We start from the raw sequence: 25,361 nt of genomic DNA on the forward strand, positions 1-25,361 counted from the left end.
GTACATCTCCTTACTAACAGGTATGCTTGTATCCAATATATGAGCAATCAATAACGATTAGAACACTGCTAATTTCCCACCTTACATATCCTTACTCAGTTGTACTGTTTTCTGATTTTTCACTTTGCTCTTGTTGGTTTGGCTTTCTTAGTTCAACAACTAAATAGTTACCCTTTTTTATAATTTCTCCTTGTTTGATATTTTGCTTTGTTACATAACCATTTCCAATTAATTCTGCATCTAGTCCAATTAAATCTTTCAACTTGAGAACATCTCGTAAGGACCAGCCTGTCATATCTGGCATTTTAGGATTGTCTGTAACAACATAAACCTTTTCCATTGGAAGGAGTTGAGTACCTGGTTTCGGATAGGTCGTTACTATGTTACCATCACCAATTACCGTTACATTCAATCCTATCTCTTCTAACTCTTTTTTTGCATCTTCTGAACTAGACCCTTTAATGTCCGGGAGTTCAACAGTTGCTACATTTGTGTTCTCTTGTATATCAGGTTCAATACTCATGTATTGAAGACTGTTTTCCATTACATTTTTAAAAATGAAGGAAACTGGTTCTGATCCTAATTCATTTCCTTCTAACTTTGGTTGTTTTATTGAAATATACATCATTAGTTCAGGTTCCTCTTTTGGAGCCATCCCTAAAAAGGAAAAAATATAGTTTTCATTACCATACAAATATCCGCCATTTTCTGGATCTGGTATTTGTGCTGTACCTGTTTTTCCTGCTACAGAATAATTACTTAATCGATACACTTTACCTGTTCCATTTTCAGAGGTTATTACTGTCTCGAGGGTGTCCCTTACTTTTTTTGCTGTTGATGCAGAAATTGGTTCACCCACAACTTTTGGTTTCGTTTCAGTAATAATTTCGTTCGTTTCTGCATTTTCTATTTTAGAGATAACATATGGTTGTACCATTTTACCGTCATTAGCAACAGCCGTTGCTGCCATCATTTGTTGAATGGGTGTTACCGTTGTGCCTTGTCCAAAAGATGTCGTGATTTTTTCAATTGGCCAATTGAATAGTATTTTACCAGGGCGCTCACCAGGTAAATCAATCCCTGTTGGTTGATTAAAACGAAAGGCTTCTAAATAATCTAAGAATTTATCTGGGCCCATCTTCTCCCATACAAGCTTAGCAGCAGCAACGTTAGAAGAACGTTGCATCCCTTCTTCGTATGTTATTTCGCCCCATCCTTTCCCAGCATTATGATCATTAATCGGCCTACTTATTTCATCAATCTTATATTGACCAGATTGATAAGTCTCATCAGCCTGATAAACACCTTCTTCGATTGCAGCTGCGAGTGTGAAAATTTTCATTGTAGACCCCGGCTCAAACGGAGTAGAAATTACATCATTATACCAATTTTCCACTTGTCCTAATTGGTTTGGATTATAGGAGGGACGATTACTCATCGCCAAAACTTCTCCAGTTTTGGGATCCATAACGACAGCTGTCATTCTCTCTGGCTCATATTGTTCGTCAACTTGCCCCATTGCATCCTCTAAAAACGTTTGAATCTTTTGATCTATTGTTAAATATACATTATTTCCATTTTTTGCTTCCTTTAATACTTCTTCAGGTTCCAACAACTTTGTATCGTATTTATCCCGCTTATAAGAGATAGAACCACTTTTACCAGATAATTGCTCGTTAAGCTGCAATTCTATTCCTGTTACACCATCTATCTTGTCATTTTTTCTTTGGGCTAATCCTATTAGTTGAGAGGCAAAGACACCATTTGGATAATACCTTTCTGCTTCTTTCATAAAATTGATCCCAGGTAAATCAAGCGCTTCTATTTTATCTTTACTTTCCTGACTTAATCCTTTTCCATTCTGGCCAAATTCGACCTGGAATTGTTCTCTTTCTATTCCCGCCTCTATTCGTGCAATAATGTCTGAAGCATCCATATTTAATAAAGGAGCAAGCATTTCCGCAGTTTTTTGCGGATCAACAACATGCCTAGGCTCCTTGGGGTTAGATGTATAAGACTGGTCCACGATTGCGTACAACCGGTAAACAGCTCGGTCTTGCGCGAGGGCCATTCCATTTTGGTCAAAAATAGTACCACGTTGTGCATCAATACGATATGAATTTGTCCGGCGCTTATCCGCCCATTCCTCTAATGAAACTCCAGAAACTACCCCAGTCCCTTGTATGTATAAGAAGCGTCCTAACAGGGTTAAAAACACAACCACAAACAGAAGCATTAACACCGTTGACATAACTTGTGTAGTCTTGCTTTTTCTCAATGCTATTCCCCGCCCTTACTTTGGCTTATTATCCTAGTTTGCGGTAAACTGACTCGCTTGTTTCACACTAGCGTTTTGGATTTGTAAGCCGTTTTCTTTTGCTATACGTAATATTCGACTTGGATTACTAAATTCCTTTACTTTATAGGAAAGATTTTCATTTTGAACTTGTTGTTGTTCGACATCTTGTTCTAGTTGCTGAACATTACGATTTAAAGAATCTAATGAAATACTATAACTGACTGTAAATAGCAGCATGACAACAGTTAGCACACTAACAATCGAATAGATAAACTTTTCACCTGTTGTTATCCATCGTTTTTGTCCATTGACTTTCACCTTTCGCTCGGGCTCTACCTGTCGTGTTGTTACTTGTTCCTGCCATGATTGTTGCCAATTTCTTGCTTCACTCGTTGCCATTATCGATTCCATCCTTCCTGATATAAAAATTTGTTATCCCAAGGCTTTTGTTTCTCAACAATACGCAATTTTGCTGAACGAGAGCGTCTATTTTCCTCTAGTTCTCCTTCACCAGGTAAAATAGGCTTCTTACTAAGTTGTTTGAATGGTGGCTTAAGTTCTTCAGGAATAACTGGAATATTCCTTGGAAGTGGTGGAGTAGTACTCCATTTTTTAAAAGCTTGTTTGCAAAGTCTGTCTTCTAATGAATGAAAGGTAATCACCGATATTCTCCCACCAACCTTTACGATTTCTGCAGCTTGATGTAACACATCATAAAAAGCATTTAACTCATCATTCACAGCAATTCGGATAGCTTGAAAAACACGTTTAGCTGGATGACCACCTTTTCTTCTTGCAGGTGCTGGAATTGCTTCTTTGATGATTTCAACTAATTCAAACGTAGTGTGAATCTCGCGGTTTTGTCTTGTTTGTTCGATTTTACGAGCGATTTGTTTCGAGAAATTCTCTTCTCCATATCTAAAAAAAATCCTAACAAGTTTTTCATATGGCCATTGATTAACAATATCAAAAGCAGTTATTTTTTGTGTTCGATCCATTCTCATGTCCAAAGGGGCATCCTGTTGGTAGCTAAACCCACGATCTCCTTGATCTAATTGTGGAGAGGATACTCCTAAATCAAATAAAATCCCATCAACCTCAGTAATGGAGAATTCATGTAGTTCTTCCTTTAAATGGCGAAAATTAGAATGGATGTAAGTAATTCGATGTTCATACCTGCTTAGTCTTTCCTTTGCTGCATGTATCGCTTGTTGGTCCTGGTCAAATGCAAACAGCATACCATTTGTTAGTTGCGCGGCAATTTGTTCAGAATGACCTCCACCACCTAGTGTGCAGTCCACATACATACCATCCGGTTTTATATTTAAACCATCTACTGCTTCTTTTTTCAACACACTATAATGTTCAAACATATCTAATCTCCTTTTTCTACGTTTGTTCTCTAGGATGACTAAAAACGCTATTACTTATGAGAATAATTAGATATCAAAATCCAACATATTTTCAGCAATTTCAGCGAAAGACTCCTCAGACTCTTCAAAGTAATTTTCCCATTCTTCATTAGCCCAAAATTCAATTCGGTTGGAAACGCCAATAACGACGCATTCCTTATCCAAGGCTGCATATTTACGAAGTGGTGCGGGGATGTTGATTCTCCCCTGCTTGTCCACCTCACATTCAACAGCACCAGAAAAGAAAAATCGGGTGAATGCACGGGCATCTTTTTTCGTTAACGGTAGTTTCTTTAGCTTTTCTTCTAATACACGCCACTCATTCATGGGGTATGCAAACAAACATTGATCAAGTCCTCTAGTCAAAACAAATAAATCGCCTAAACCTTCACGAAATTTCGCAGGGACGATAATACGACCTTTTGAATCAATGTTATGTTGAAACTCGCCCATGAACATGTAAACCGCCCCCACTTTCTTAAACTATATTACCACAATCCCCCACCTTCCACCACTGATTTTCCACAATTTATTCCTGCAGAAATCAGTTTCCTTTTTTTCGACTATTTAAGTAAATAAAAACGAGAAAACCCGCAAAAACACACCATCATTCAACATTTGTTGCGATGTTGTTAGAAGTATTCCTTGGTGCTATTCCCTTGAGCAAGACAGCTCCTGGATTTTTCATTATCTTATCCAGCAAAAAATGCTATGTCAGCCGACGCAACATAGCATAAATGTATAAAATCCCAGATAAGTGGTGGAAAGTGGTGGAATGATTACAGATAAGAAAAGCGCAGGGCGCCTTGATCACCCCCCGACAAGCTTAAGCGGGGTAGGCGCTCGGAGCTAGACAGCTATTGAGTTTTTTAATCTTTTATCTTTATATAAAAAAGCGCCAGAGCTATCAATTCATTAGCTCCGGCGCTTTACTCGTAATAAAAAAATTATAAATATACCAAGAAATGTTCCTCTTGTAGATCTAGTGGGTAGCTTAGCATATCTTTTATGAAAGATTTTCCGTATTTATTAAGGAAAGGAATAACATTCCAAGACCGCTCCTGAAGCCCTTGTTGCGGCCTGAGACTCCATTGAATATAATTAAAGGCTTGAATCGCTTCTTTGTTCTTTCGTTCAACTTCTTTCAATAACCTCTTTTCTAAAAACGCTAAATCTTCATAGATATATTCCAAATTTTTTTCCGATAGGTCTCTTAATGCAGGACTTAGTTGGCTAGCTAGATGACGTAACGGGAGATGTGCTTGGTCAAATGCTTGTTTTACTTGCTCCGCAACTAAAGAAATTGGTGGATTCGTTTGGTTTGCAAGCCAATTCCCTTTATTAAGTTCAACCCCTTGTTTTACTGCCCTTTCTATTTCTAAACCGAAACGTTTCAGTCGCTTATCAACAAAAGGTTCAATTAACGTAAATGATAGTCTCGGAAAAACAGGAGGCATCTTCATTCCGAGCTCGTGAAAAGCAGGTTTTAAAATAGACCAATACCCAACCTCTCCTAGCCCACCAATAAAGGCAAGGCTTGGAAACAGATACTCCTGCATCAACGGTCTTGTCACCACATTATTACTTAACAGCTCTGGTGACTCTTTAGCAATTGCTAACAATTCCTCGGTATTAAAACTACACTCTCCTTGTTTTCCCACCCAAAGTTCCCCTTCTTTTACGAGAAGGATTCTCTCACCGTTTTTATGATAAAATAGATGTCCCTCATTTTCATCCACATCCACAGAAAGAGAATATCCAGCACTTCTCAACTCTTGAAGTGTGTTAAAAACCCTTTCACTTATTTTCGGTTGCTTGTTAATTAACTGACAAAAAAAGTCGCTTTCCATTCCTCTCACTTTGCTATTGCCTGAGTCAATCAACACTAATCCTTCACTCTCGAAAAAATTAAAAATTAACCGAGCGAAAAAATCAACATATGTATTCGAAGCCTGCAATAGGTTGAATATCGACTGATACAAGTTTGACGTATATTTTGTTTCCGGGAGCTCACCAAAAAGTTCAGCTAACCAAATGCTCGCTTCTTCTTTATCTATGTCTAATGCTGACATAGGCAGCTTTTCAGTAAGATGTTGCCTTATTTTGTGTTTTTTCATTCGTTGTCCATTTGGATGAAACACGTGGTTTATTTCTTCAAAATCATGGTCTTCGCCAGCAATCCAGAAGACAGGTATAACAGGTACACCTAACAACTTTTCTTGTTGCTTAGCTAATTGGATAATAGAAATTATTTTATGAATAGTAAATAATGGTCCAGTTAATAGACCTGCTTGTTGCCCTCCAATCACCACCACACTATTTTCTATTTTTAATCGTTCAATATTTTCAAACGTTGACTCAGGTGCACCCCACTCTTCATTAAGGGACTTTAACGTATCAGAAAGCTCTGTTCGGTTAAAAGTTCTCTCTTTCAAGTCATTTAATCGTTGGTTGAACACATCTATTTGGTAAGGAGAATAATCAAAATGATTAATGATGGTTGGGTTACTGGCATAGTAATCGTTTGCCAACCGGTTTTCTAATTTAAGTTTTATTGCATCGATCCGCATGGATACCTGCTCCTTCTTATCATTGTCTACTACTGTGTATTTTACAAAAAAGAACGCGTAAATTCACACATTAAGTCCTAAATCCGTAAAATTGTTACGACCAGCCCTACTATCATCACACATATATGTAAGGCTAAAAATAATAAAAATGAAGTACGATAAAACACTTTCCATGCATATGTAAAAATAATTTCGCCTTTTGTTTTCCACTGAACAACGACACAACACGCAAGTAAAATGATTAACAAAATAAGTGTGTGGGCAAGCAAAAGATAATTAGTTAGCTGAAATAGAACAGTTATAACAGACACTATATAAAAGACTGTCGTAACATTGACGGTGGCATGAATCGCTCGCTTCTTACTTCGTATCAACGTGACCCAAATTTTATACACTATTATTGTAGCGATTAGTGGAAAGGTTACCAAAAAAGCTATACTGTTCGCTAAAAAGTCTACCATGTTATTCCCCCACCATTGCTCGCGATTCTATTACCTTCATACCGTGATAAACAAATTCGGTATACGGTACTTTTGTCTTCGCATGTGTCAGAATAAACCCGCTAATCCCATCAATTTCTGTTTTTCGTTTATTTTTAGTATCCATTAACATGGAAGAATAATTTGTTTTGGTAACAGTAGCAATTGTTCGAACGTTTTCCCATTCTTCCTTTTCGACTAAATCTAGCACAAGACAAGCTTCATGACATAGCTGTTTCGCAAGTGGTAACACATCCGGATTCGTTAAAATTTCCCCATTTGGAATTTGAAAAAGAGCTGTTAACGGATTAATCACCGCATTTGCAACTAATTTATGCGCAAGCATTTCATACCAATCAGGAAAGTTTTCGAACGGAAAAGTCGTTTCATTTATCTTTTCGATAGCTTTCTCATACATTTCATAGCTGCCACAATAGAAAGCTGTATTGATTTTCCCAAAACCTGTTTGTGTTATCGAAAATTCATTTCGTTTCAAAGACCCGTGTTCACATGTCGCTAAAACAATTGAGTTTTTCCATTGCTCTTTTTTTATTAAATCAACGTGCCCCATTCCGTTTTGCAGAAAAACTAAAAGGGATTGAACGCGCTTAAGTTTAGGAAGTAAGCTTTCAAGTTGATATTGTTTAACACAAACAAATAGGATATCTTCATTTTTGAGTTCATCTATTTGTCGAACTGTTATATGTGCAGGTTTTTCCCAAGAGGATACCTTTATACCATTTTCTTCTAGTTTAGCACATTGATTTGCGCTTCGAACATAGACCGTTACGCGATGTTGATCTGATAGATGTGCAGCAATTAAAAGTCCAACTGCACCACCACCGATAACGCCAATATGAAGCATACCTACTTCCCCCTTATTTAAGACGCATTACTCTGATAATATCAAAAACCAGACGCATTACCTATTTTTTTGCTTCTTCTAAAAGTTTATTTATATCAACAACTCTAACATAATTAGTTACAACAAACGACGAGACGTCTATAGAATACCACACAATTAAAAAGCACCTATCGACCTTAGTCAATAGCGTGCTTATCGATTTAACTATTATATAAGTGCCTTATTAACCTTTTTCGTCCTTTTCCACCCACTGCAAAAGTTTCCCCATTTCTTGCCACGCTTGCTGGTATCGCTTAAGCTGTTCCCTCAATTCATTATTTTCATCTGCTAACAACTCTACTTTATCTGCTGTTGTTAAGCTTTCCTTATTATTGACAGAATAGTTCACTTTCATTTTTTCTAGTAATGATATGGCAGCATCTAATGCCCCTTCATCATTTCTTTCTTCTAAATGTAGTAGGTTAGCATATGATTCTGTTTGTTTCTTTCTATCTTTTTTTGCTAATTCTACAGCTTGCTGGTATTGTTTTCTAATAGTAGCATTCCATCTAAAACCACAAGCTGCTGGTGTTCTAGATAATCTTTTACCAACTTCTCTAAATGCTTCTAGTTGGGTTTTACCCTCTCTTATATACCTTAATACAGTCTCTGCTAAGAGCACATCTTCATCTTGACTCCAAGCATCTTGTCTAGAATTTGTCATTACAGCCCTCCTCTTTATAGTGTGTGTTTGCTATCAATGTATGCACAAACTAGGGGTGATAGACTATTTTCTTACTATTTTGAGGAAGAATAATGCGCTTTTTTTGATTAATAGAGTTTCTAGACAAAGAAAATCAAGCCAAGCTCACCAAAAAACGTGGGCAAAAATCCAAGGAAGAGAGAAGCGTAGCCATGGTTGTTTCTTATCTTTTAAGAAAAGCGCAGGGCACCCGGAGCTAGACAGCTCTTGGATCTTTTTATACTTTCTTATCCTAAAAAATAAAAAAAATGACTCTTTATGAGTCATTTTTTCAGCTTGCTGATAAACTTGTTTTATTGTTCAACCACTTGTTTGCCATCATAATGTCCACATGATTTACAAACATGGTGTGGCTTAGTGTATTCACCACAGTTCGAACATTCAATCATACCAGGTACATGCAGCTTTTTATGTGTACGACGTTGGTTTTTAACTTTTTTCGAAGTTCTTTGCTTAGGTACTGCCATGCCTTACACCTCCTTCAATAAAGAAACAACATCCCCTAAATCTACAAAGGAAGATGGTTTCACTATCTTACTTTAACGATTTTCTGGTTCATCGTCATCTTTTAATAATGATTGCAGTTTCTGTAGGCGTGGGTCAATTTTATTCTCTGTTTTCTTTTCTGAAGATAGTTCCCAGCCTTCCCCTTCAGTCAACGCGTTTTCCTGAGCTTTCTTGTCATCAGAAAATACTCGAAAAGGAACCTCCAATAAAACATTTTCCTTTATATATGGGTCTAAGTCAAGCATTTCTCCATGAACTGGATGAATTTCTGATTCATCCCCTTCACTATAATAAGATGACACAGAAAAAACTTCCACAGCATTAATGTGGAACGGATATGTTACATCGACGAGTGTTCTTGCACAAGGTAAAATCATTGTACCGTCAACGGAAAATGAAAAAGTAATTTCATTTCCTTGCATGGTTGCAAAACCTTTTACATGGACTGGATCAATTTTCCGAATATCATTGTTCATCTGGACTACATCAGATATATCTACATCTTCTTCAAAATGTAAAGGCTCTGAACCAGTAATTTTTAGTTTTTGAACTGAAAATTTCATTCATACCACCTCAAGGCAACAAAGGTAATTTTAAAAGGTATTTACTCATTTGTCAATATTTTTTCTTTACACGTTTTAAGTTTAACCAAAACTGGTCATTTTAATGGGTATATTTTTTTATCATAACACGTTTAGCTTCCTAACTCAAACTAGTCTAAAATCAAATGTAAAGTTAGAAATCCATGAACTTTCAGATTTAGCTATGGTAAAATAAACAGTAACTAATAGGAGGTGGTCTATTGCATGCTTGCGGTTTAATTGTAGAGTACAATCCATTCCATAATGGCCATAAATATCATTTAGATACAGCAAAAAAAGTAACAAAGGCGGACTGTATCATTGCAGTTATGAGTGGGAATTTCTTACAACGTGGAGAACCAGCTATCATCGATAAGTTTCATCGCACAAAAATGGCGATTAAACAAGGGGCAGACATAGTAGTTGAACTTCCCTTCGTCTATACAGTTCAAAATAGTGATTTATTTGCTCGTGGAGCGATCCTAACCCTTGGCACACTCGGGGTTTCTTCGATATGTTTTGGAAGTGAAAATGGTAATATCAAATCATTTACTGATGCCTATGAAACATTCCAAGACAATGATGAATTATTCCGAGTAACTTTAAAAAAAGAACTAGCAAACGGACTAGCATTCCCAGAAGCAAGTAAACGTGCATACCAAGCTATTGGCTTAACAACTGGGGGCCTGGACCTTTCCAAACCGAATAACATTTTAGGCTTTAGCTATATCAAAAATATAGCACAACTTTCTCCAACAATTCTACCAGTGACCATTCAAAGAATAAAAAACGATTATCACGAGACTTCTATTAGGAATGATATTGCTAGTGCGACAAGTATAAGAAAAGAAATATTTTCACATCATTCATTAACGAGCAAAGCATTAACTGCCTTACCACAGACATCCGAGGCAGAACTTAACTCCTATAAAGAGAAATCTAGTTATTGGCATGAATGGGAAGACTATTTTCCTTATCTCCATTACCGGGTTCTCACGATGGGGATAGAGGAACTGAAGCAAATTCACGGAGTCGATGAAGGAATCGAATATCGAATTCTAGCTACCGCCAACGATGCAACTAGCTTCAGCGATTGGATGGGCCGGTTGAAGTCAAAGCGTTATACGTGGACAAGGTTGCAACGAATGTTCGTACATATCCTAACGAATACAAAGAAAGCGGAAGTAAGCTCAATCATACAACAACCTAGCTTACCTTATATTCGATTACTTGGAATGACCAAAACCGGGCAATCCTACTTAAATAAGCAGAAAAAAGAAATGGCAGTACCTATTATTAGTGGTATGAAAAAAAGTAATAATCCGTTTTATTCGATCGAAAGAAGAGCAACGAATGCTTATTATAGTATCCTTCCCCCACAGAGTCGACTTAGCTTTGTACACCAAGAAGTAACTCCCCCGTTCATTCATTTTAAGTAATTTTCCAGAACAAAAGCGCAAGAGCCTTGCTAGACTGCTTTTGGATTTTTTTATACTTTTGTATCTGTTAAAAAGGCAGGAGCCTTATCAAACAGCTCCTGCCTTTTTCTTTATGACCTTGTTGTTACTGTAGCCAAACAATCTCCAATCTTTTACTGTTTAGGCTCCAATTGCTGTAAATAGTTAAGAGCATCCTCAAACGTATCTACTGGCACTATTTTCATTTTCGTTCCAATTTCCTCTGCCGTTTTCAAAGCAATTTGATAGTTAGAATTCTCTGCTCCTTTTTCGTTGGGTGCAAAGAAGATATCGCAGCCTTCTTTATCTGCAGCAATAACTTTCTTATCAATTCCACCTATTCGTCCAACTTCACCTTCGTAACTTATTTCTCCAGTACCAGCAATTTGGTAGCCTTTTGTCAAGTCTTCTTTAGTCAACTGGTCATATATTTCCAAAGAAAACATCAGTCCCGCACTCGGCCCACCGATATCGCCACTAGAAAATTCAAGTGGCGGGTCAACTTTGACTTCTCGATTTGTAACCAGTTGAATTCCTATACCAATTTTTTCTTCAGACCCTGGAAACGTATCTAATTTCAACGTCTTTTCTAATTGTTTCTCATCTCGTTCTATCGTTAATTTGACCGTATCACCAGGTGATTTGGACATAACATAATCAATTAGACTATCTGTTTGTTCAATTTCAACATCATCAACTTTCACAATTTTATCACCAGATTTTAAAACCCCATCGGCAGGCATATCTTCAATGACGGCAACCACATATACACCCTTGTAAGAGATAGTAATATCTTTACCTGCAGCCTGATAGGCAACTACTGTTGATGCCTGTTGAGAACTTTCCATCATTTGAAGTTGTGCCTGAAAATAAGCCTCTTTACTTATTCCCTCTGGAAATACATTCTCCACCGGTTCTATATCCCGATGCGGAAAAATAGAGGCAAGAACATATTCAATCGGTGTTGCCTGCCCTCCCCTTACTGTAACCAAATGCATGTCGCCTTCACTACTATATCCATCTTGAACCTCAACAACAGGATTTAGCGGATCAGCTGTTCCAGGTTTGTATATGTAGTATGGTAGCCGATAACCAAATAAAAATAATATAATTATCATAGTTATGATTAAAAATAAAAAACTCCGACGATTAAACCTCATCCCTTATGCCCCTTCCAATTCTCTATGCACTGGAGTATATCATTCACTTTTTCTTCTGCTTCCTTTTCGCCCGCTTTGATAATTTCTAAAATGTTAGTGTATGCTCGCGAGCTATATTTTGATACGTCTGGTGTAAGCATCACATCAGCATCGATTGTTATATTCCTTACCAATTCATCCTGCATGATGTCTATACTTTGAAGCATAACATCAAAAATCGATTGGATCTCGGTACTTTCAGAAAAGCGGGAACAATCAACGGCAATCACGATATCTGCCCCCATTTCCTTAACTACAGAAACAGGAACACGGTCAATGACACCACCGTCAATATATAATTCATTGTCCAATTCCTTAGGGATGAAAATTCCAGGAATTGAAATACTTGCTCTCACAGCTTCTGCAGCGATCCCTTGATAAAACACCTTTTTTTTACCTGTATACAAATTTGTAGCAACAATCCCAATCGGAATAGGAAAATCTTCAATATTTTTGTTATAAGTAAATAATTGAATATATTCTTCGATCCTTTTCCCCTGGATAAAACCCATTTTAGGTACAGTAAAATCCAAAAAGAATTTTCTTTTAAATGTTTTTGCTAATTGATATAAGTGATCAACTTCTTGTCCCGCACAATAGAAGGACCCAATTAGTGCACCCATACTACTGCCTGCAACATAATCAATGTTAATTCCATTGTCTAAAAGCACTTTCAATACTCCTATATGTGCAAATCCTTTTGCACCGCCAGACCCTAATGCTAAGCCTATTTTTGGATTATTCACCTTATACTCTCCTTAAAAAAATCAAGCTGTTTTTTATCATAATATGGCATAAAAAAAGCATCTATGAGCGTATATTGTATAGAATTGCTTGTACGAAAAGGATAGGCCTATTCTACTATTACTAAAAAAATAAGTACAGAAATGTGAAGTCAAAATAGCTAATTAAGACTTACTATCGGTTTTACATTAGGGAGGCCAAGAAGTTGAAATCTAAAATCAAGTCAATCTTATTAGCAGGAGTAGCGTTATTTATAGCTATGGCCTTAATTAACTACCCAAAGGAAGCATTAAATGCAAGTATTCGTGGAATCGATATGTGGTGGGGAACAGTTTTTCCTTCTCTGCTACCTTTTTTTATTACAGCAGAATTACTAATCGGTTTTGGTGTGGTCAGATTTATCGGTGTGCTATTTGAACCTATTATGCGTCCATTATTTAACGTGCCAGGTGTTGGAAGTTTTGTTTGGGCAATGGGAATGGCAAGTGGATATCCGTCGGGTGCAAAACTAACGACTAGACTTAGACAAGAACAGCAATTAACAAAAATTGAAGCAGAACGATTAGTGTCTTTTACAAATGCATCCAACCCGTTATTCATAATAGCTGCAGTATCTGTAGGTTTTTTCCATAATGAGAAGCTAGGTATTTTACTTGCTATCTGTCACTACTTAGGCAATGCTCTTGTTGGTGTATGCATGCGATTCTACGGAAAAAATCCTCCTGAAAGTTCGAAAAAAAAACCAAGTAAATTATCCATCTTGAAAGCTTTTAAAGAACTTCACAAGACAAGAATTGAGGATAAACGTCCATTCGGGAAAATCTTAGGTGACGCTGTTGTTAATTCGGTCCAAACCTTACTTATGATTGGTGGATTTATTATCATGTTTTCCGTGTTCACCAAATTAATTCAGGAATTCGGCATAGCAGATATATTTGCTACAGGATTAGCTTATCTGCTTAATTTAATAGGACTTCCTTCTGAACTCGCGTTACCAATGTTTTCAGGATTATTTGAAATTACTTTAGGTGCACAATTGATTTCTGAATCTAGTGTCACCTCGTTACTACCACAAGTAGTTGTTCTAAGTTTTATCCTTGCGTTTAACGGGTTCTCCGTCCAAGCACAAGTTGCAAGCATTCTCGCTGAAACTGACATTCGATTTGCACCTTATTTTTTCGCAAGAATATTACATGGGATATTCGCTAGTATTTTAGCAATTCTATTATTCAAACCACTTTATCTTAATAAAGAAGTGATGAATTGGCAGACTACTCCGGTCTTTAACCAGTTAACTAGTAACCAATGGACAGATTTTTACCAATGGTTCCAATCAATCGGACCAATCATTACCCTATTTTCCATTGGAATTGCGATTGTTGTTTTATTTTTACGCTCGATAAACAGAGAGAATCTTTTTTAAAAAGGAAACGAAAAGCTTAAAGGAACTTTCCTTAAAGCTTTTCGTTTATTTAAATTTCGCTTTTAACGCGATTTCCACTGCTTGTGGAACAAGGTCTGTAACACTTGCATGGTATTTCGCCACCTCTTTTACCATACTAGAACTTAAAAAGGAATATTGATTGTTCGTCATAATAAAAAATGTTTCTATCTCATCATTTAAGTTCCGGTTCATTGATGCAATTTGAAGTTCATATTCGAAATCACTAACAGCACGGAGGCCGCGTAATATCGCTTGAGCTTTCTTTGCTTTTGCATAATCGACTAATAAACCACTGAAAGAGTCAACGACAACATTTGGAAAGTCTTTTGTTACCTCCTGTAATAGGTGCACTCTTTCTTCAACTGAGAAAAGCGGGGCCTTTGATTGGTTATTAAGAACAGCTACAATGATTTGATCAAATACCTTTGTTCCTCTTTGAATGATATCCAAATGACCATTTGTTACAGGATCAAAACTCCCAGGACATATTGCTAAACGTTCCATACCTTCTATACCTCTTTTCCCATTTTAAATAAAGAAATAGCAGTTGTGCTTCCATACCATTCCTTTTTAAACTGTACAAATGGATAATGTTCCTCCGGTAACACATGGCTAGCATCATGTTCACAGACGATTGTTCCATTGTCTTTCAATAGACGGTGCTCTGCTATTAAATCCAACACTTTCTCATAAGAGACTTTCGTATATGGCGGATCGAGAAAAATAAGGTCAAACTGTAAATGTCTTTTTGCTGCAGCTTTAATTGCTCGTAACGCATCTGTCCGGTAAACTTCTGCCATTTCTTCTATTCCTAGTTTTCCTAAATTCATATGTATTGTTTGTATCGCTTTCGGGTGTTTATCAACAAAAATTGCTTTTTCCATACCCCTACTTAATGCCTCTATTCCCAATCCACCACTTCCTGCAAACAAATCTAAACAATAGCCCTGCTCGAAATATGGACCAATGATTTGAAACAGAGCTTCTTTGACTTTGTCTGTTGTTGGCCGTGTCAATTGATTAGGGACTGGTTTGAGTGGATGTCCTTTATATTTTCCAGAAATAACTCGCATTATATCCACCTCTTCTTTTATCGTCGAATTTATCCTATCATACTTTTTTCCTGACAGGAATTTTTTTAAAACACATGTATAAAACAAACAATTTTGGCGATACTACTTTACTGTAGTAGCCAACTTGAATTGGTTACTTCTGAAGACGGAGAAGACTTACGTTTCCCCATAAGTTCTTCCTCCGGTTTCTCCTCTCCCTTTGCCTTTTTGTTTTCTATTAAGAAAGCAAAAAGGGCCTGCAGATTTTTATTAATCTGCAGGCTTTTTTTATAAGAAAAGAAAGTTAAAAAACCCAAGCGTGGATAGCATCCAGTGACAGCCACGTCCAGCTTCAGCGCTTGCTTAAGCTCAAAGATAAAAATGAATAAAAAGATCCAAGAGCTGTCTAGCGCAGGGCGCCTAGGCCACGGCGCCAATCCTCTACTTTATTAGAGAGTACCTCCCTAACTTAACTAACTTGTTAAATTCCCATTTTATAATCATATTGTTTAGCCTTATCCACCTTAGAATTTTCATATTCGGTCCGGATCATAGGCTTATAAGATAAATCAACTTTAGAAACAAATGGTAAACGATTTAGTTTCTCTTGTTTATCATCGATCTCTTCTTGGTGTACATATATAACTGCATAGCGTAATTCTTTGGAGACGTAGATTAAATGGCCATATCGTTTTATTTGTTTTACATTTTTCATATGTTGAAACCATACAATAAGACCTTGTCGTTTTGTTAGCATAGCAAACCTCTCTTATATCTTGCCCCTAAGAAGCTCTACAACCGCAACCGCTACTGCCTGAGCCACAACTACAGCCACCGTCTTTTAAAAGAGCACCATCCGTAGGAACTTTTATTTTATCACTAACGCTAAAAGCTAAAATTTGACTAATTTCATCAAGTAACTCTTGTAAATTACGTTCAGCAATCTTATAGTTAGCTACACTATCATTTATGTCCATTTCTCTTTTGGTTGCACGAATATCTTTCATGATTTGATTGTAATCTGGGTGATACCGTCCAAATCGCTGAACTTCTTCATATTCCTCCTTTACCTTATTAAATCTGCTAATTAGCTGCTTGGCCTTTTCATCGTTTTCTAGCTGCGCTTTAGCGTTTATATAATCATCCATCATATCGGATTTAAGTATAAACTGACTAATTTCATCTGACTTTTCAAGTAAGTCAACTATTTCTAATGTGGCAAACAATTGATCCACCTCCATTTCTACTATCATACCAATAATTCACGATAAATAAAAGAGGCAGGACTAATCTTTCATTGCTCCTGCCATCTGTATGATCATCGAAACCATTTGCATTTGACTTGAAAGCTTTTCAATTCGTTGTGGTACCGTTTTGCCGTAGAAATACTTTGCTTCTTTTTCTATGTCATATATTCGACTTGGGTCTCTTGTTAACTCTCTATACCATTGTGGATTCATCCGAACAAAATGTAATAAATCAGCTCTTTGTTGAAGATAGTAATATAAATCCGGTTGCATTAGACAAATCCCTCCTAATCTTGATTAAAATAGAACGGTGGTTTGTTACCGTTTGTTGGGGATTTCTTCTTTACATCCTGAAATTGATTAATTAAGGTTTGTATGTTGGTGATTGCACCATTTAATTGGTTGATATGTCCCTCAACTTTATTTAAATCAATTGTTTCCACCATCTTCATTAGGGAATTCATTAGTTCCTTTTTCTCTTTCTTACTATTGGTCTTTTTTCCCCCTTGTGTTTCTCCTTTTACATCGTCTTTTGAGTCTGATTGATTTTTAAATCTTTCCCATGACGGATCATCTTCACCAAGTAACATCCATTTCTCATAATAACCTTGCCAGGTTTCATTTCCGCTACGAACGTTTTTGATAAGACCTGGATGTTTTTGTACAAATGCTTTAAATTCTTTTATGCTTGGATGCAGATCTTTCTTGCTCATAGACTTCACCTCAGTCCAAGTAACGTTTGTAATAGTTTATGAAATAATAAATTTAACGTGACAAATGCATAGGAGAATTAATAAGAAGGATAGCGTCGTTTACCCACTTTCTTTTTTGAGGGTTAAGAGGGTTAACTACCGTTTGCTTAGCAGCTTGAGCGTGTTCGGGCGTTAACATCGTCAGTACTGACGCATAAAAAATAGACCCCTAAGGGCCTATTTTTTTAGTGAAGCTCGTCATGCTCAGAAATTTCTTCAAGCGCTCTTCCTGCAGCCTCATTTGACTTATCTTCTAGAGCTAAGTCACCTAAAGCAATCATCCCGACTATTTCCCCACGCTCTACAACCGGTAACCGGCGAATTTGATGTCTCGCCATCAAGTCACTTGCTTCCTGGATGGAAGTTCCTGGTTCTACAGAAATCAACTCGTTACTCATAACCTGACTAATTTTAACATTTTCAATCTTACCATCTGCAACTGCACGGATAACAATGTCTCTATCAGTTACCATCCCTAATAATTCTTTATTAGAGCTACAAATAGGAATTGCACCGACGTTAATGTCTCTCATGCGTTTTGCAGCATCTACGATTGAGTCGTTTGGAGTACAAAAAGAAATATCTGTAGACATGATATCTTTTACTGATTTCATGTGCAGTTCCTCCCTTTTTTTTGTAATGGATAATTATCCATTCGTTCATTAGTGTTACCCAAATAAAAGGATAACTTGCATACTAACAAGAAATCAGGTACATAATTTAAAAGAACATCCACAAAAAAATTCTGTGCCTATTTTAATGAAAAATACTTGTAATTCGTTGCAACTTTTGTTAATTCATACTATGATAAGTTTAGTTTATACATTTTTGTGAGGTGGAAGTATGAAAATAGAAGTAGGAATTGCAGATACGATTATTGATTTAAAGCCTTTAGACCATGTTATGGAGGCAGCAAATTTTGTTCGAGCAGGACAATGGGATTACGAGAGAGTAACATATGATTATAAAATTGGGTCTAAAGAGAAAAATATAACGTATTACATAAGGGTTCAAGGATATGCACTCGAAGGAGACGTCGACCGCGGCGATGCAGTAATCAAATTATTAACACCATTGATTGGAAAGCATTATTATCCTCACGGAATCGAATATGGGGAAAAGGAAACTTTTCCTAAGTCTGTTATAGAACGCGCAAATACTATGTTGACTAAAGTTAAAGATGAAGTAGACAAGTATAAGAAATAAGTAAGAAGGGCTGTTGTTATCCAGTTAGCAACAGTCTTTTTTGCAAGTGGAAACATTCCGAAATAGCCGCGGCACACGCTTTTTTAGAAAAGATGAGAATAATCCAGAGCTGTCTACTCTACTTCCTAGAACCTCGGGGTTTACAAGGAACACTTCTAAGAATTGACTTCACGCAACGAGTGATCTCGGAAGGCGCGACTTGCACTTTTGTCCTTATCCTATCTTTAATTAGGTAAAACGAAATTTTTGTTAAATAATCCTTTTATTCTTTAACAAAATTACCGACTAAAATGGTAAAATTAAATACGTAAGTTATTTACTATTTTTGTCAGAGTTGTGTCCCATGAAAGGAGTTACATAGTTAAATTGTTCCGATATTTCTCAAAACGTCAATGGATAATTACCATACTTTTATTAGTTACAATCATAGCAGGATATTTCATATTACCTTTATCAATCCCCTTAGTTTTGGCTTTTTTTACAGCCTTATTTTTAAATCCAGCCATTAGGTGGATGCAATTCAGATTTAAAGTTAATCGGAAATTTGCTGTGATCGTTGTCTTTTTAGTGTTTCTCATTAGTATAACTATTATTGGATCTTATTTTGTTACCCGTGCTGTTACACATGTTGTTAACTTTGCTGAAAATGGACCAAATTATGTTAACCAAATAAACGAACAATTTATAAAATGGGAGTCTGATTTAGATCATCTTACCCAGGATTTGCCTCCGGATTTTGTTAAAGAGGTAAAGCAAGGTGTAGAAGATAGTCTTCAGGATTTAAGTACTTCTGTGAAGGATAAATTCCAATTAGAAAAAATTGCTTCAACTGTTAGCGTCGTTCCTGATTATTTAGTGAGCCTAATTGTCTATTTACTCACGCTATTTATGGTTATGCTCGAATTACCGAAGTTGAAAACAGCTTTCTATAACAACCTAACTGAAGAAACAGCTGAAAAGGTAAAGTTTATGAATGCACGCCTAGCATACGTTGTTATTGGTTTTTTAAAAGCCCAATTTCTTGTTAGTATCATCATCTTCATTGTCTCATTAATAGGGCTTTTAATCATTGTCCCAGAATACGCTGTTCTTATGTCTCTCATTATTTGGCTCATCGATTTTATACCTATCATTGGTTCGATTGTCATACTTGGACCGTGGGCATTATACATGTTGATAACTGGAGAAGTGGTGATTGGAACAGAATTAGCCATATTAGCAATTATTTTGCTGGCAATTCGTCGTACCGTTGAGCCTAAAGTTATGGGGAAGCATATTGGACTCTCTCCACTTGCAACGTTAATTGCAATGTATTTAGGCTTACAGATATTAGGTATATTAGGCTTTATTATAGGTCCAATAATGGTTATTGCGTTTAATTCTGCAAAAGAAGCAGGGATTATAAAATGGAATTTTAAACTATAATGCCTATCAGTAAGGGGTACATCTCTCCCCTTACTGATAATTTGCAATGAAATTCTACCAATCCTCCTTAAAAAAAGTCCAAAAGAGCTGGCTTTAACGGCTTAATTGCACATTTAATATCCTCGGTACTTCCTTCCACATGAATCTTACCAAAAAATTGGAGACGCTCCAATGATTCACTTTGGAATAACCATGCAGACAATGACTGAATATCAGTTGAAATTTTCACCGATGCTTTCTCATCCTTAGTTCTTACTAAATCAGCTAATTCACCATTTTTTAATGTTAACGTCCAATTTCCCTCATTCCACTCGGCTATACTATCCGTTACTGTTAATTGGATTACTTTCTCTTCTTTTGCAGTGTAGTAAGGATATTGTTTTAATAACGATTCAACATCTACAATTCTTGTCATAAAATAAGATTCTTTAGACATTGATATTTTGGGATTTTTCAAATAGAATGCTAAATGGTCATTTGGCATTAAAACAATCTCGACTTGTTCTGTCATAGAATCGTGATTTTTTATCCATTCTAACATGCCTAGAAACGCGTCTTCTGATAAATAGATAAATTCATTAATATATAACACTCTATCCTGCATCTTAGCTATTAAATAACCAGTTGGATTTTTTTCTTGGTTATAATAAACGATAATTGTATCATCTTTGGTCAGAACTCTTTTATCCCACCACCAATCCTCCCTTTTCATCATTAGACTATACTGTTTGGCTATTCTTTCATAAAGTTGTTGTAATGTTTCTTTCGCTTGTTGAAAAGAAACCCTTCTACAACTCCCGTTTCCATTTGCTTGTCCGATATCACTGGGTTTCAACTTTACTCTGTCCTTGTAATGGCTAAGTTCATAGCCAAACTTCCGGTAAAAATCAATCGAAAATGGCGCTAACATTGAAACAGCCATATCATTTTTCTTCATCTCTACTAACGCATGTTTTATTAAAGAATCAACATGCCCCTGCCTTCGGTACTCCGGCCACGTTGCAACTCCTGCAACCCCACCAAATGTAATCGTCCTATTCCCAAGAAACAACTCCAACGGAAGAATATGAAGCTTTGCTGCTAACTGATTATCCACATAAGAACCAAGTAATAGCTGCTTTTCCATTTCAAGTTTTCCATCTAATGTATCGTGTTCTGATAACTTATATTGGAAGGCATATTCTCCAAGTCTCATGCATTCATTATAGCCACTTTGCCCTATAGTCCTAATTTCTCGCCTCACACTATTCCACTCCTTTTTCGAAAGTAAGGATCATTTTTTTTCTGTCCGTAATAGTAAAGCCGTTTTTCACAAGAACTCGTTGACTAGCATTATTATGGATATCACAATAGGCTACAAAGTTTTGTACTTTTTGTGTCTTTAACCAATCTACTAACATTTTGACAGCCTCTGTTGCATAACCTTTTTTTCTAAATTGCTCGAAAATAAGATATCCAATTTCTATTGCGTTTGATTCATCCCTTTTCGTCACTATCTCGCCAATACAAGTACCTTCATTACTTCTAATTAACCACAATCCATATTGAAGTGGAGATCTTTGTTCTAGATAAAGTGGAAGTGCTGCTTTAAAGCCAAATGAGGGAAACTCAAGGCTAAAGCAAGAATCATCGAATCTAGTTTTTCTGTCTAAAAGTAAGTGAGTTGCCATTTCAAAGGGAAGTGATTTAATTCTCAATCGATTACTACAAATAACATACAATTAAATTCCTTCTTTCTGAATAGAAAATAGGACCACAAAGTGATCCTATTTTAAAAACCTAATATCGCCTTTATCATGCTAGTTGTTTCTCCACCTCGATAAATAATGTAAAGTAGTAAATATACTGCAACTCCAGTAACGGCAGTAAAGAACCAAATAATACTTGTAACTGGTCCAATTTTCTCATGCCTTTTTATATTTCGTTTAAATGCCAACCTCAACGTTACTACTCCAAAGACAGCACCTGTTGTTGCAAGAATAATATGAAAAATCAAGAAAATGGTGTAGTACAATTCCAATTGTTCTGGTCCACCAAAGCTTGTGTTACCAATAAATACTGTTCGCGATAGGTAAATAATAAAAAATAGAAGAGCACTAATTGCAGCACTAATCATTGTTTTTTTATGAGCAGTGTAATTTTTTTTAACAATCAATACCCAACCAACCGCAACAAGGATGGCACTGAGCACAATAAAAAATGTACTTAACGTAGGTAATAACGGCATATAATCGTTCCTTTCCTTCTCGGGAAGTTTTGTTTAACTACGGGGGATTGGGTCAATGTTATTTGACTTTCCATACCATATCAAAGGATATCTTCCCAAATATACTTCTATAAACTATTTTCTATGTGTTTATCAATAGGATAGAAATGAGTAAAACCACTTCTTGACGGCCTGTGACAATGTTTCTTACTAGTTTGAAAAGAAAAGCGAGCGCCTTGGTCAGCTTAAGACCTCAGACCGTTAGGCATTCTGCGCTAGACAGCTCTTGGTTTTTTTAAACTTTCTTATCTTTTAAAGAAAAGAGGCCGGGGGTAACCCGAACCTCATTTATCTTTACCACCAAATCAAAACTAAAAATGTTAGGATGGTTAAAAACGCTACACTTAACCCACCATAAATCATAATTGATGGTAATTCATGTCCCTTGTGACTCATGTGCATGAAATAATATAGTTGAAAGATTACTTGAACTATCGCTAAAACAATGATAATCGGAATAACAAACAACTTATCTAATTCTGCAAGTACCATTCCAAATGCTATAAATGTAAAGATAATCATTAAAGCAAAGGTAATTAGTTGATGTTTCATCTCTTCTTTTTTCTTTTGTTCATAGTACCCATCACTGTTTGTCGAATTGATGTTCTCAGTCATTGTCTAAATCACCCCCATTAGATATACAACCGTAAAGATGAATACCCAAACAACGTCAATAAAGTGCCAGTACAAACTTGCAACGTAGAACTTCGGTGCATTATATAAGTTTAATCCTCTTTTCGCATTTCGAATCATCAATGTTAAAATCCAAAGTAAACCAAATAGAACGTGGCCACCGTGAAATCCGACTAGCGTATAAAAGGCTGATCCAAATGCAGAAGAACGGAAGGTAAAATCTTCAAGGGTAATATACTCATAAAACTCATAAATCTCTAATGAAAGAAATCCAAAACCAAGAATGACAGTAATTGCAAGCCATGCTTGCATTTTAGCAAAGTTATTTTTTTTCATTTGATATATTGCCACTACACTAGTCAATGAACTAGTTAGTAGCAACATAGTCATGATGAACACCAAATCAAGTCCAAATAATTCTTGTGATGAAGGTCCGCCGTTCGTTGAGTTTCTTAAGGCAAGAAAAGTACCAAATAAACTCGCAAACAACACGGTCTCTCCTCCAAGGAAAAACCAAAAGCCTAAAAATTTATTCTTTCCCTCAAGGGTAGCTTTTTCGGGTTCCTCAGGCATAACCTTTGGATTTAGTGTATCATTACTCATTACAACCCAGCCCCCTTATCTAAATCTTCTTTATGGATATGATAACCATGGTCATCTTTAACTGAACGAATAAACATACATCCTAATAAGATACCCATTCCAATAAATACAGCTGCCAACCAAGCACTGTTATCCACTTGGTAAATAAATCCAAATCCAGCTATAAACAACCCAAGTGCCATAATAAATGGTAAGATTGATGAATTAGGCATGTGAATATCATCAACAGGTTCAGCTGGAGTCATTTCTTTACGTCCATCCATTTTCTCAATCCAAAATGCATCTAAACCACGTACTAAAGGTGTTTGTTTAAAATTATAGTGAGGAGTTGGATTAGCAATTGCCCATTCTAACGTACGACCATCCCATGGGTCCCCGCCTACTTTTTCACCTTTTACTGAAGTAACAATAACGTTGATCACGAAGACAATCGTACCAAAGGCCATCAAAAAGGCACCAATAGTACTAATTAAGTTTCCTGTATCTAAGCCTTGGTCAGGTAGGAACGTCCAATATCTTCTTGGCATACCCATTAAACCAAGGAAGTGCTGAATAAAGAAAGTTAAGTGGAAACCAATAAAGAATGTCCAGAACGTCAATTTACCCAATTTCTCATCTAAAATTTTACCAAACATTCTTGGCCACCAATAATGTAGACCGGCAAAGATACCAAATACTACCCCACCAACGATAACATAGTGGAAGTGTGCAACAACAAAGTATGTATCGTGAAACTGATAATCTGCTGCTGCTGCTGCTAACATAACCCCAGTCATACCTCCAATTGTAAACGTTGGAATAAAACTGAGCGAGTATAGCATTGCTGTATTAATCGTGATATTACCTCCCCAAAGGGTAAACAACCAGTTAAAGATCTTTATACCCGTCGGGACAGCAATTGCCATCGTTGCTACTGCAAAAATAGAGTTTGCTGCAGGACCCAAACCTACGGTAAACATATGGTGTGCCCATACCATAAAGCCTAAGAACCCGATTAGTACTGTTGCAAACACCATTGCAGTATAACCAAATAAACGTTTTTTAGAGAAAACAGGAAGGATTTCACTAAACACACCAAAGGCCGGTAATATAAGAATGTAAACTTCTGGGTGGCCAAAAATCCAGAATAAATGTTCCCAAATAACAGAGTTCCCTCCCATACTGGCGTCAAAGAAACCGGAACCAAATAACCGGTCAAACATTAACAAGAAAAGTCCTACTGTAAGTGCCGGGAAAGCAAACAAGATAAGTGCACTCACCACAAAAGTAGTCCATGTAAATAAAGGCATTCGCATATATGTCATACCTGGAGCACGCATATTTACGATAGTAACCAGAAAGTTAATTCCTGCAATTAACGTTCCAGCACCAGATATTTGCAGTCCTAGAACATAGAAATCCACTCCGTGTCCAGGAGATGTTGTTGACAAGGGTGCATAAGCAGTCCACCCCGCATCAGGTGCCCCGCCCAAGAACCAACTTGCATTCAAAATTAAGCCACCAGCTAAAAACAGCCAAAAGCCTAATGCATTCAAAAATGGAAATGCTACGTCTCTTGCTCCTATTTGGAGCGGTACTACTGCATTCATTAGGGCAAATATCAGTGGCATTGCAGCCAAGAAAATCATTGTTGTTCCATGCATCGTTAAAATTTGATTATAAAAACCTGCACTTACAAAATCATTTGCTGGTTTAATTAACTGAATTCGAATCGCCATTGCTTCAAGTCCACCAAGTAGAAAGAAAAATCCACCGCTAACAAGATAAAGAATTCCTATCTTTTTGTGGTCAACAGTAGTTAGATAATCCCACAAGGCTGCGCCAAAGCTACGATTCTGCGCAATTGTTGTGCTCACGCTATTTTACCTCCCTTAAAAA

29 protein-coding genes are annotated in these 25,361 nt (G+C 36.6%); 4 read left to right on the forward strand and 25 right to left on the reverse strand.

The features are described from left to right. Positions 1-91: 91 nt before the first annotated feature. The 10 genes from NC799_RS06090 to NC799_RS06135 all read right to left on the reverse strand — a co-directional run bounded on the left by NC799_RS06090 (position 92) and on the right by NC799_RS06135 (position 9,437). Entirely contained in the window at positions 92-2,278 is a 2,187-nt protein-coding gene (locus NC799_RS06090) for a penicillin-binding protein (protein WP_272445488.1), read from the reverse strand. A 33-nt stretch (positions 2,279-2,311) separates the two neighbouring features. Next, positions 2,312-2,698, reverse strand: coding sequence for a cell division protein FtsL (ftsL, locus tag NC799_RS06095; RefSeq protein ID WP_272445489.1), 387 nt, complete (start codon positions 2,696-2,698; stop codon positions 2,312-2,314). Continuing rightward, on the reverse strand, positions 2,698-3,672 hold the full coding sequence (gene rsmH, locus NC799_RS06100) for a 16S rRNA (cytosine(1402)-N(4))-methyltransferase RsmH (RefSeq protein ID WP_272445490.1): 975 nt from the start codon (positions 3,670-3,672) through the stop codon (positions 2,698-2,700). The genes ftsL and rsmH overlap by 1 nt, the downstream gene beginning before the upstream one ends. Positions 3,673-3,738: 66 nt before the next feature. Beyond that, entirely contained in the window at positions 3,739-4,170 is a 432-nt protein-coding gene (gene mraZ / locus NC799_RS06105; protein WP_272445491.1) for a division/cell wall cluster transcriptional repressor MraZ, read from the reverse strand. A 488-nt stretch (positions 4,171-4,658) separates the two neighbouring features. Next, positions 4,659-6,281 (reverse strand): bacillithiol biosynthesis cysteine-adding enzyme BshC, encoded by a 1,623-nt coding sequence (gene bshC / locus NC799_RS06110; protein ID WP_272445492.1) that lies wholly within the window; start codon positions 6,279-6,281, stop codon positions 4,659-4,661. Positions 6,282-6,358: 77 nt separating this feature from the next. Then, positions 6,359-6,742, reverse strand: a complete 384-nt coding sequence (locus tag NC799_RS06115; RefSeq protein ID WP_272445493.1) for a DUF3397 family protein — start codon at positions 6,740-6,742, stop codon at positions 6,359-6,361. A 1-nt stretch (position 6,743) separates the two neighbouring features. Then, positions 6,744-7,625, reverse strand: coding sequence for a ketopantoate reductase family protein (locus NC799_RS06120; protein WP_272445494.1), 882 nt, complete (start codon positions 7,623-7,625; stop codon positions 6,744-6,746). Between the two features lie 223 nt (positions 7,626-7,848). Next, positions 7,849-8,328, reverse strand: a complete 480-nt coding sequence (locus tag NC799_RS06125; protein ID WP_272445495.1) for an RsfA family transcriptional regulator — start codon at positions 8,326-8,328, stop codon at positions 7,849-7,851. 332 nt (positions 8,329-8,660) lie between these two features. Beyond that, entirely contained in the window at positions 8,661-8,834 is a 174-nt protein-coding gene (gene rpmF, locus NC799_RS06130) for a 50S ribosomal protein L32 (protein WP_272445496.1), read from the reverse strand. A 72-nt stretch (positions 8,835-8,906) separates the two neighbouring features. Then, positions 8,907-9,437 (reverse strand): YceD family protein, encoded by a 531-nt coding sequence (locus tag NC799_RS06135; protein WP_272445497.1) that lies wholly within the window; start codon positions 9,435-9,437, stop codon positions 8,907-8,909. Between the two features lie 239 nt (positions 9,438-9,676). On the opposite strand from NC799_RS06135, the gene NC799_RS06140 reads away from it, so the two are divergent. After that, complete coding sequence (locus tag NC799_RS06140) at positions 9,677-10,894, forward strand: nucleotidyltransferase (protein WP_272445498.1); 1,218 nt, start codon at positions 9,677-9,679, stop codon at positions 10,892-10,894. 152 nt (positions 10,895-11,046) lie between these two features. On the opposite strand, the gene NC799_RS06145 is transcribed toward NC799_RS06140, so the two are convergent. Together NC799_RS06145 and NC799_RS06150 are read right to left on the reverse strand one after the other, a co-directional pair. Then, positions 11,047-12,072 (reverse strand): SepM family pheromone-processing serine protease, encoded by a 1,026-nt coding sequence (locus NC799_RS06145; RefSeq protein WP_272445499.1) that lies wholly within the window; start codon positions 12,070-12,072, stop codon positions 11,047-11,049. After that, positions 12,069-12,857: a patatin-like phospholipase family protein gene (locus NC799_RS06150; RefSeq protein ID WP_272445500.1), complete on the reverse strand. Its 789-nt coding sequence runs from the start codon at positions 12,855-12,857 to the stop codon at positions 12,069-12,071. The genes NC799_RS06145 and NC799_RS06150 overlap by 4 nt, the downstream gene beginning before the upstream one ends. 203 nt (positions 12,858-13,060) lie before the next feature. Here NC799_RS06150 and ylbJ point away from each other — a divergent pair, with 203 nt between their 5' ends. Beyond that, complete coding sequence (gene ylbJ, locus NC799_RS06155; protein ID WP_272445501.1) at positions 13,061-14,278, forward strand: sporulation integral membrane protein YlbJ; 1,218 nt, start codon at positions 13,061-13,063, stop codon at positions 14,276-14,278. Between the two features lie 45 nt (positions 14,279-14,323). On the opposite strand, the gene coaD is transcribed toward ylbJ, so the two are convergent. From coaD to NC799_RS06190, 7 genes are all read right to left on the reverse strand, one after another. Further along, the gene (coaD, locus tag NC799_RS06160) at positions 14,324-14,803 is read right to left on the reverse strand and encodes a pantetheine-phosphate adenylyltransferase (RefSeq protein WP_272445502.1); all 480 of its coding nucleotides are present in this window, start codon (positions 14,801-14,803) and stop codon (positions 14,324-14,326) included. A 5-nt stretch (positions 14,804-14,808) separates the two neighbouring features. Further along, positions 14,809-15,381: a 16S rRNA (guanine(966)-N(2))-methyltransferase RsmD gene (rsmD, locus tag NC799_RS06165; RefSeq protein ID WP_334313844.1), complete on the reverse strand. Its 573-nt coding sequence runs from the start codon at positions 15,379-15,381 to the stop codon at positions 14,809-14,811. Between the two features lie 451 nt (positions 15,382-15,832). Continuing rightward, entirely contained in the window at positions 15,833-16,108 is a 276-nt protein-coding gene (locus NC799_RS06170; protein ID WP_272445503.1) for a YlbG family protein, read from the reverse strand. A gap of 25 nt (positions 16,109-16,133) precedes the next feature. Then, positions 16,134-16,577, reverse strand: a complete 444-nt coding sequence (locus NC799_RS06175; protein ID WP_272445504.1) for a YlbF/YmcA family competence regulator — start codon at positions 16,575-16,577, stop codon at positions 16,134-16,136. Between the two features lie 60 nt (positions 16,578-16,637). Then, entirely contained in the window at positions 16,638-16,871 is a 234-nt protein-coding gene (locus NC799_RS06180) for a YlbE-like family protein (RefSeq protein ID WP_272445505.1), read from the reverse strand. 14 nt (positions 16,872-16,885) lie between these two features. Further along, positions 16,886-17,311 (reverse strand): YlbD family protein, encoded by a 426-nt coding sequence (gene ylbD / locus NC799_RS06185; RefSeq protein ID WP_272445506.1) that lies wholly within the window; start codon positions 17,309-17,311, stop codon positions 16,886-16,888. A gap of 224 nt (positions 17,312-17,535) precedes the next feature. Continuing rightward, complete coding sequence (locus tag NC799_RS06190) at positions 17,536-17,964, reverse strand: CBS domain-containing protein (RefSeq protein WP_272445507.1); 429 nt, start codon at positions 17,962-17,964, stop codon at positions 17,536-17,538. A 229-nt stretch (positions 17,965-18,193) separates the two neighbouring features. Here NC799_RS06190 and NC799_RS06195 point away from each other — a divergent pair, with 229 nt between their 5' ends. Continuing rightward, complete coding sequence (locus NC799_RS06195; RefSeq protein WP_272445508.1) at positions 18,194-18,556, forward strand: YugN family protein; 363 nt, start codon at positions 18,194-18,196, stop codon at positions 18,554-18,556. Positions 18,557-18,892: 336 nt separating this feature from the next. Further along, on the forward strand, positions 18,893-19,981 hold the full coding sequence (gene ytvI / locus NC799_RS06200; protein ID WP_334313845.1) for a sporulation integral membrane protein YtvI: 1,089 nt from the start codon (positions 18,893-18,895) through the stop codon (positions 19,979-19,981). A 67-nt stretch (positions 19,982-20,048) separates the two neighbouring features. On the opposite strand, the gene NC799_RS06205 is transcribed toward ytvI, so the two are convergent. The 6 genes from NC799_RS06205 to ctaD form a co-directional block, all read right to left on the reverse strand. Beyond that, positions 20,049-21,224 carry a GNAT family N-acetyltransferase gene (locus tag NC799_RS06205; protein ID WP_272445510.1) on the reverse strand — a complete coding sequence of 392 codons (1,176 nt, stop codon included), beginning with the start codon at positions 21,222-21,224 and terminating at the stop codon, positions 20,049-20,051. Between the two features lies 1 nt (position 21,225). After that, positions 21,226-21,702 carry a GNAT family N-acetyltransferase gene (locus NC799_RS06210; protein WP_272445511.1) on the reverse strand — a complete coding sequence of 159 codons (477 nt, stop codon included), beginning with the start codon at positions 21,700-21,702 and terminating at the stop codon, positions 21,226-21,228. 50 nt (positions 21,703-21,752) lie between these two features. Then, positions 21,753-22,208 (reverse strand): DUF420 domain-containing protein, encoded by a 456-nt coding sequence (locus tag NC799_RS06215; RefSeq protein ID WP_272445512.1) that lies wholly within the window; start codon positions 22,206-22,208, stop codon positions 21,753-21,755. Between the two features lie 333 nt (positions 22,209-22,541). Then, entirely contained in the window at positions 22,542-22,862 is a 321-nt protein-coding gene (gene ctaF / locus NC799_RS06220; protein WP_272445514.1) for a cytochrome c oxidase subunit IVB, read from the reverse strand. 3 nt (positions 22,863-22,865) lie between these two features. Continuing rightward, positions 22,866-23,483 carry a cytochrome (ubi)quinol oxidase subunit III gene (locus NC799_RS06225; protein ID WP_272445515.1) on the reverse strand — a complete coding sequence of 206 codons (618 nt, stop codon included), beginning with the start codon at positions 23,481-23,483 and terminating at the stop codon, positions 22,866-22,868. After that, positions 23,483-25,339 (reverse strand): cytochrome c oxidase subunit I, encoded by a 1,857-nt coding sequence (ctaD, locus tag NC799_RS06230; protein ID WP_272445516.1) that lies wholly within the window; start codon positions 25,337-25,339, stop codon positions 23,483-23,485. The genes NC799_RS06225 and ctaD overlap by 1 nt, the downstream gene beginning before the upstream one ends. Positions 25,340-25,361 lie beyond the last annotated feature (22 nt).

Source organism: Aquibacillus salsiterrae, from assembly GCF_028416595.1.
Lineage (GTDB): Bacteria > Bacillota > Bacilli > Bacillales > Amphibacillaceae > Aquibacillus_A > Aquibacillus_A salsiterrae.